At 64.2% G+C, this 4847-nt stretch carries 8 protein-coding genes; 2 read left to right on the forward strand and 6 right to left on the reverse strand.

Annotated features, from left to right (window positions below; translation table 11 throughout):
* The 6 genes from ACEQXV_RS16385 to ACEQXV_RS16410 form a co-directional block, all read right to left on the reverse strand.
* Positions 1 to 239: MerR family transcriptional regulator (locus ACEQXV_RS16385; RefSeq protein ID WP_370270043.1), on the reverse strand; the 239-nt coding region annotated here is incomplete at its 3' end.
* Between the two features lie 27 nt (positions 240 to 266).
* Positions 267 to 569, reverse strand: a complete 303-nt coding sequence (ihfA, locus tag ACEQXV_RS16390) for an integration host factor subunit alpha (RefSeq protein ID WP_370253310.1) — start codon at positions 567 to 569, stop codon at positions 267 to 269.
* 101 nt (positions 570 to 670) lie between these two features.
* On the reverse strand, positions 671 to 1666 hold the full coding sequence (locus ACEQXV_RS16395; protein WP_370270044.1) for a beta-ketoacyl-ACP synthase III: 996 nt from the start codon (positions 1664 to 1666) through the stop codon (positions 671 to 673).
* Complete coding sequence (gene plsX, locus ACEQXV_RS16400; RefSeq protein ID WP_370270045.1) at positions 1663 to 2754, reverse strand: phosphate acyltransferase PlsX; 1092 nt, start codon at positions 2752 to 2754, stop codon at positions 1663 to 1665. Before plsX ends, ACEQXV_RS16395 begins: the two co-directional genes overlap by 4 nt.
* 30 nt (positions 2755 to 2784) lie before the next feature.
* On the reverse strand, positions 2785 to 2991 hold the full coding sequence (gene rpmF / locus ACEQXV_RS16405) for a 50S ribosomal protein L32 (RefSeq protein WP_370253063.1): 207 nt from the start codon (positions 2989 to 2991) through the stop codon (positions 2785 to 2787).
* Positions 2992 to 3207: 216 nt separating this feature from the next.
* The gene (locus ACEQXV_RS16410) at positions 3208 to 3792 is read right to left on the reverse strand and encodes a DUF177 domain-containing protein (protein WP_370270047.1); all 585 of its coding nucleotides are present in this window, start codon (positions 3790 to 3792) and stop codon (positions 3208 to 3210) included.
* A 151-nt stretch (positions 3793 to 3943) separates the two neighbouring features.
* On the opposite strand from ACEQXV_RS16410, the gene ACEQXV_RS16415 reads away from it, so the two are divergent.
* Positions 3944 to 4405, forward strand: a complete 462-nt coding sequence (locus tag ACEQXV_RS16415; protein WP_370253061.1) for an outer membrane protein assembly factor BamE — start codon at positions 3944 to 3946, stop codon at positions 4403 to 4405.
* 142 nt (positions 4406 to 4547) lie between these two features.
* Positions 4548 to 4847: GNAT family N-acetyltransferase (locus ACEQXV_RS16420; protein ID WP_370270048.1), on the forward strand; the 300-nt coding region annotated here is incomplete at its 3' end.

The raw sequence follows: 4847 nt of genomic DNA on the forward strand, positions 1-4847 counted from the left end.
TCTTCGCGGATGATCTTCTGAACGCCGCGAATGGTCAGGCCCTGATCATGCAGCAGGACCTTGATCCCCCCGATCAGTGCCATGTCGGCAGGGCGGTAGTAGCGCCGCCCGCCCGCACGTTTCACCGGCTTGATCTGGCTGAACTTGCTTTCCCAGAAGCGCAGAACATGGGCCTCGACACCAAGCCAGTCGGCCACCTCTCGGATGGTTCGGAAGGCTTGGGGCTTCTTGTCGGCCATGTTGTTTTTTCCTGCTCGCCTCGGGGCTTAGGATTTGTTCCCGTCTGCCACGCGGTCTTTCATCAGGTGCGAGGGGCGGAAGGTCATGACCCGCCGGGGCGGGATCGGGGCCTCTTCGCCCGTCTTGGGGTTGCGACCCACGCGGGCCGTCTTGGAACGCACCGAAAACGTGCCGAAGGAAGAGATCTTGACCTGTTCGCCCTCGACCAGGCTATCGGACATCAGTTCTAGCACCCGCTCGACTAGCCCCGCGCTTTCATTGCGCGACAGGCCCACCTCGCGGAACACCGCTTCGCTGAGATCCATACGTGTGAGAGTCTTGCCGGCCATGAACGATCCCTCCCTGAGATTGCAGGCATCCTGAGCGTTCAGGGATTGCAAGTCAATATCAAGGACTTGCGCGCGGGGGCTTCAGCGGTGCTTTGCCGTTGTCACCAGCGCAGAACAGCCGAGCCCCAGGCCAGGCCGCCACCGATGGCTTCTGCCACCAGTAGGTCGCCGCGCTTGATCTTGCCCTCGGCCACGCCGACCGACAGTGCCAGCGGGATCGAGGCGGCAGAGGTAGTGCCGTGATCCTGAACGGGCACGATCACCCGGTCCATGCCCACGTTCATCTTTTGCGCGGTGCGGGTGATGATGCGCAAGTTGGCCTGGTGCGGCACGATCCAGTCTACGTCACCTGCCGACAGGCCTGCACGGTCCAGCGCGGAATGAGCGGTTTGTGCAAGCTTTTCAACGGCATGGCGGAAGACTTCCTTGCCTTCCATCTTCAGCACGCCGGTGGACTGCGTGCGCGAGACGCCGCCATCGACATAGAGCAGGTCGCGGAACTGGCCGTCGGAATGCAGGTCCACCGACAGGATGCCGCGATCGTCTCCGCTGCCAGCGCCATCCTGCGCTTCAAGGATCAGAGCGCCGGCACCGTCGCCGAACAGAACGCAGGTGGTGCGGTCGGTCCAGTCCATGATCCGGCTGAAGGTTTCGGCCCCGATCACCAGAACACGGTCGGCCTGGCCGGACAGGATATAGGCATTGGCCGTGGACAGGGCATAGATGAAGCCCGCGCAGACGGCCTGCACGTCGAAGGCGAATCCGCGCGTCATGCCAAGACCCGACTGGATCATGGTCGCGACGGAGGGGAAGGTAAGGTCCGGCGTCGAGGTGGCCACGATCACCGCATCGATGTCATCGGCGATCAGCCCGGCATTGTCTAGCGCGGCGCGTGCCGCGGCGATGCCAAGGTCCGAGGTGGTCTGGCCTTCGGCTGCGAAATGGCGACGTTCGATCCCCGACCGGGCGCGGATCCATTCATCCGAGGTGTCCACCATCGCTTCGAATTCGGCATTGGGCACGACCCGCTCGGGCAGATAATGGCCGATGCCAACCGCAACGGCGCGGCGGGTGGATGTGCCGGTTTGTCCGGTCATTCTTCGGAACCTCCGTTGGCGTGGGCTATGGCCCGTTCGGATGCCGCGATACGTGCGGCCAGTCGTTCACTGAACCCGGCCGCCGACAGTTGGGCGGCCAGCTTGATCGCGGCGGCAACGCCCGTCCCGTCCGAGGAGCCGTGTGATTTCACCACGGTCCCGTTGAGGCCCAGGAACACGCCGCCATTGACCCGGCGCGGGTCGATCCGCTTGGACAGACGCTTGAGCGAGGTATAGGCCAGAAGGGCCGCCATCTTGGACAAGAGCGAATAGCGAAACGCCTCGCTCAGGAAGTCCCGGATCAGCCCCGCAGTGCCTTCCCCGGTCTTCAGCGCGATGTTGCCGGTAAAGCCGTCGGTCACGATCACGTCGACACGGTCCGAGGGAATATCGCTGCCCTCAACAAAGCCCACATATTCGAAATTGGCGGCATCGGCTGCCTTGGCGATGGCTTGCGAGCCAAGCTTGAGCTCGGCGCGCCCCTTGAATTCCTCGGTGCCCACGTTGAGGAGCCCCACGCGCGGGCGGCCAAGGCCAAGCCCGTTGCGCGCATAGCTTGCCCCCATCAGGGCGTAGTGCAGCAGGTCGGTCTCGTCGGCGCGGATATCGGCGCCGACGTCGAGCATCACGTTGAACCCATGCGGATTGCGCGACGGCCACAGGCAGGCGATCGCCGGGCGATTCACGCCCTCGATCTTGCGCAGGCGCACCATGCTGATCGCCATGAGCGCGCCGGTATTGCCGCAACTGACGGTGACGGTGGCTTCGCCCGCCCGCACCGACTCGATCGCCGACCACATCGAGGTGTCCTTGCCCGAGCGCATCACCTGGCTGGGCTTGTCTTCCATATGGACGACGTCAGAGGCGTGCCGAATGTCACAAAGCCCGCCAAGCACAGGCTTGCGGGCGATGAGAGTTTCCAGCTCGGACTTGTTGCCGTGGACGATGAAACGCAGGCCAGCGTCCTTTTCCGCCGCGATGGCCATGCCATCGACGATCGCGGAGGGACCCCGGTCACCCCCCATGGCATCTATCGACAGCACGATGCCGGTGCCTTCGGCGCCGCCTGCTTGTGCTGTCTCTGCCATGCTGGGCCTGCCTTGGACGATGACCCCGCCTTAGGCGGCGTCGTCGTCCAGATCGACCTCGTCAGCCTGCGCGATGACTTCGCGGTCCGCGTAAGTGCCGCAGGATGGGCAGACGTGATGCGGGCGCTTAAGCTCGCCGCAGGAGGGGCACTCGTTCGGATTGCCAGCAGTCAGCGCATCGTGGGAACGGCGCATGTTGCGGCGCGAACGCGTCACTCGGTTCTGGGGGACAGCCATGTCTCAACCTCGGTTTTCTTGCGGGGGCTGACTTGGCAGCTTTGCCCCGGGTCTCATCAATAGTCAGTGTTCCGTATCATCCGCCTTGTTGCGTGGCTATCCGGCTTGTCCGGACCAGCCGGGCGCACCCGATAGGACGCGTCGCTGCCACGCGGCGAATGAGGCCGGGAACATACTCGGATTCCGGCGTCATGCAAGCCCTAAAACCCGTCTCTTTCACTGGTCCTCACCATCGCCTGCATCATCCGACCTTCCGGTAAGCGTATCACGCAATCCTGCAAGGCCGGCAAAGGGTTTGGCATCCTCGTCGCGCATGGGGGCAAGGCCCGGCTCGGTGAAGACTGCCTCGCCCAGATCGGCCCCGCCGGAACGCGGATAGAGCGGCAGGTGGAGCGCTAGGGCCTCGGCCATCACCGCCGATACGTCGATCACACGGGGCAGGGGTTCAATGCTGTCGTCCTCCGCCATCTCGATCTCGCCCTCGTCACCCTCGGCACCCTGCGGCATCTCGGCCAGGAAGCGGCGGGTGACGGGCACGTCGATGCGCGTGGTGACGGGATCGAGCGTGACGACGCAGGGCTGCACCACCGTCGCCCCCAGTTTCCCGTCAAGCCGCCAGTCGCGCTTGCCCTCGGCTGCGATTGTTCCCGAAAAGCGCAGCTTGCGCAGCGCCAAGAGGCCAAGCGCGTCGGCGAGTTCCGCGCGCGCGTCTGCGTCAGGCTGTGTCTCGAAGGGCGTGGGGGCCGCGTTGGACAGGTCTGAAACCGGGAACGGGCCTGCCGGGCCTTGGGGCGTTGTCATGGATCATCCCTCGATCAGTCTAAGGCGGGGTAGGTGCGAGGTTACGCGGACCTTGCCCTGTGCGCCATGGTCGGTTAAGCCGATAGAAAGCTTTGGCGGGCCATGCAAGGCCCCCTCGCGCAACAGGACCGCTCAAGAGGGATCGGGGCAGATGATCAGACAGATTCGAGGTGGACGGCTGGTTCTGGCGGCCCTCCTTTCGCTTGCGATCACCGCCTGCTCTGCGACCTTTACCAATCACGGCTACGTTCCGCCCGCTGAAGACCTGGAGATGGTCTTGCCCGGCGTCGACACGCGCGAGAGCGTCGAAGAAAGCATCGGGCGCCCGTCGGCCTCGGGCCTCGTCGAAGAGAGCACCTGGTACTACGTGGCCTCCCGTCACCGCCACTACACCTATAACGCGCCCGAAGTGGTCGAACGCCAGATCGTCGCGATCAGCTTCGATTCCCGGGGCACCGTGGAAAACATCCGTGAACTGACGCTCGAAGACGGGCGCGTCGTCCGCTTCTCGCGGCGCGTGACCGAATCCAACATCCGCGAAGTGACCTTCCTTCGTCAGCTGATCAGCAATCTCGGCATCGTGGATATCGGCTCGGCGCTCGGCGGCGAATAAACTCTGACAGATCTGAAAGACCCCGCGTCCCCCTTGCCCCGAGGGGGCTTCGGTATCACTGTCACAGTGAGTGCGTAAACGGTGTGCCGGGTGTGGGGCACTACTCCCTCTACCCGGTTGGGAACGGAACTGGATCTGTCATATGAGCATCCTGACCCTGGGGCGCTACGAGGCCCGTTTGACGGAAAGCGCGGAAGACTTGGGCGCGGTGCTCCGCCTGCGCTCGGCGGCGTTCCGGGATGGGGTGCAGGACGACAGGGACGTCTTCGACGACCGGAGCGCGCATGTGATGATTACCGGCAGCGAGGCCCCCGAACCTGTCTGCACCTTCCGGATCATGCGATTTCGGCGGGGCAAAGACATCCTGAACGGCTATAGCAGCCAGTTCTTCGATCTCTCTCGGCTCTCCAGGCGCGAGGGCCCGATGCTGGAGCTTGGCCGC

Source organism: Nioella sp., from assembly GCF_964229645.1.
Lineage (GTDB): Bacteria > Pseudomonadota > Alphaproteobacteria > Rhodobacterales > Rhodobacteraceae > Nioella.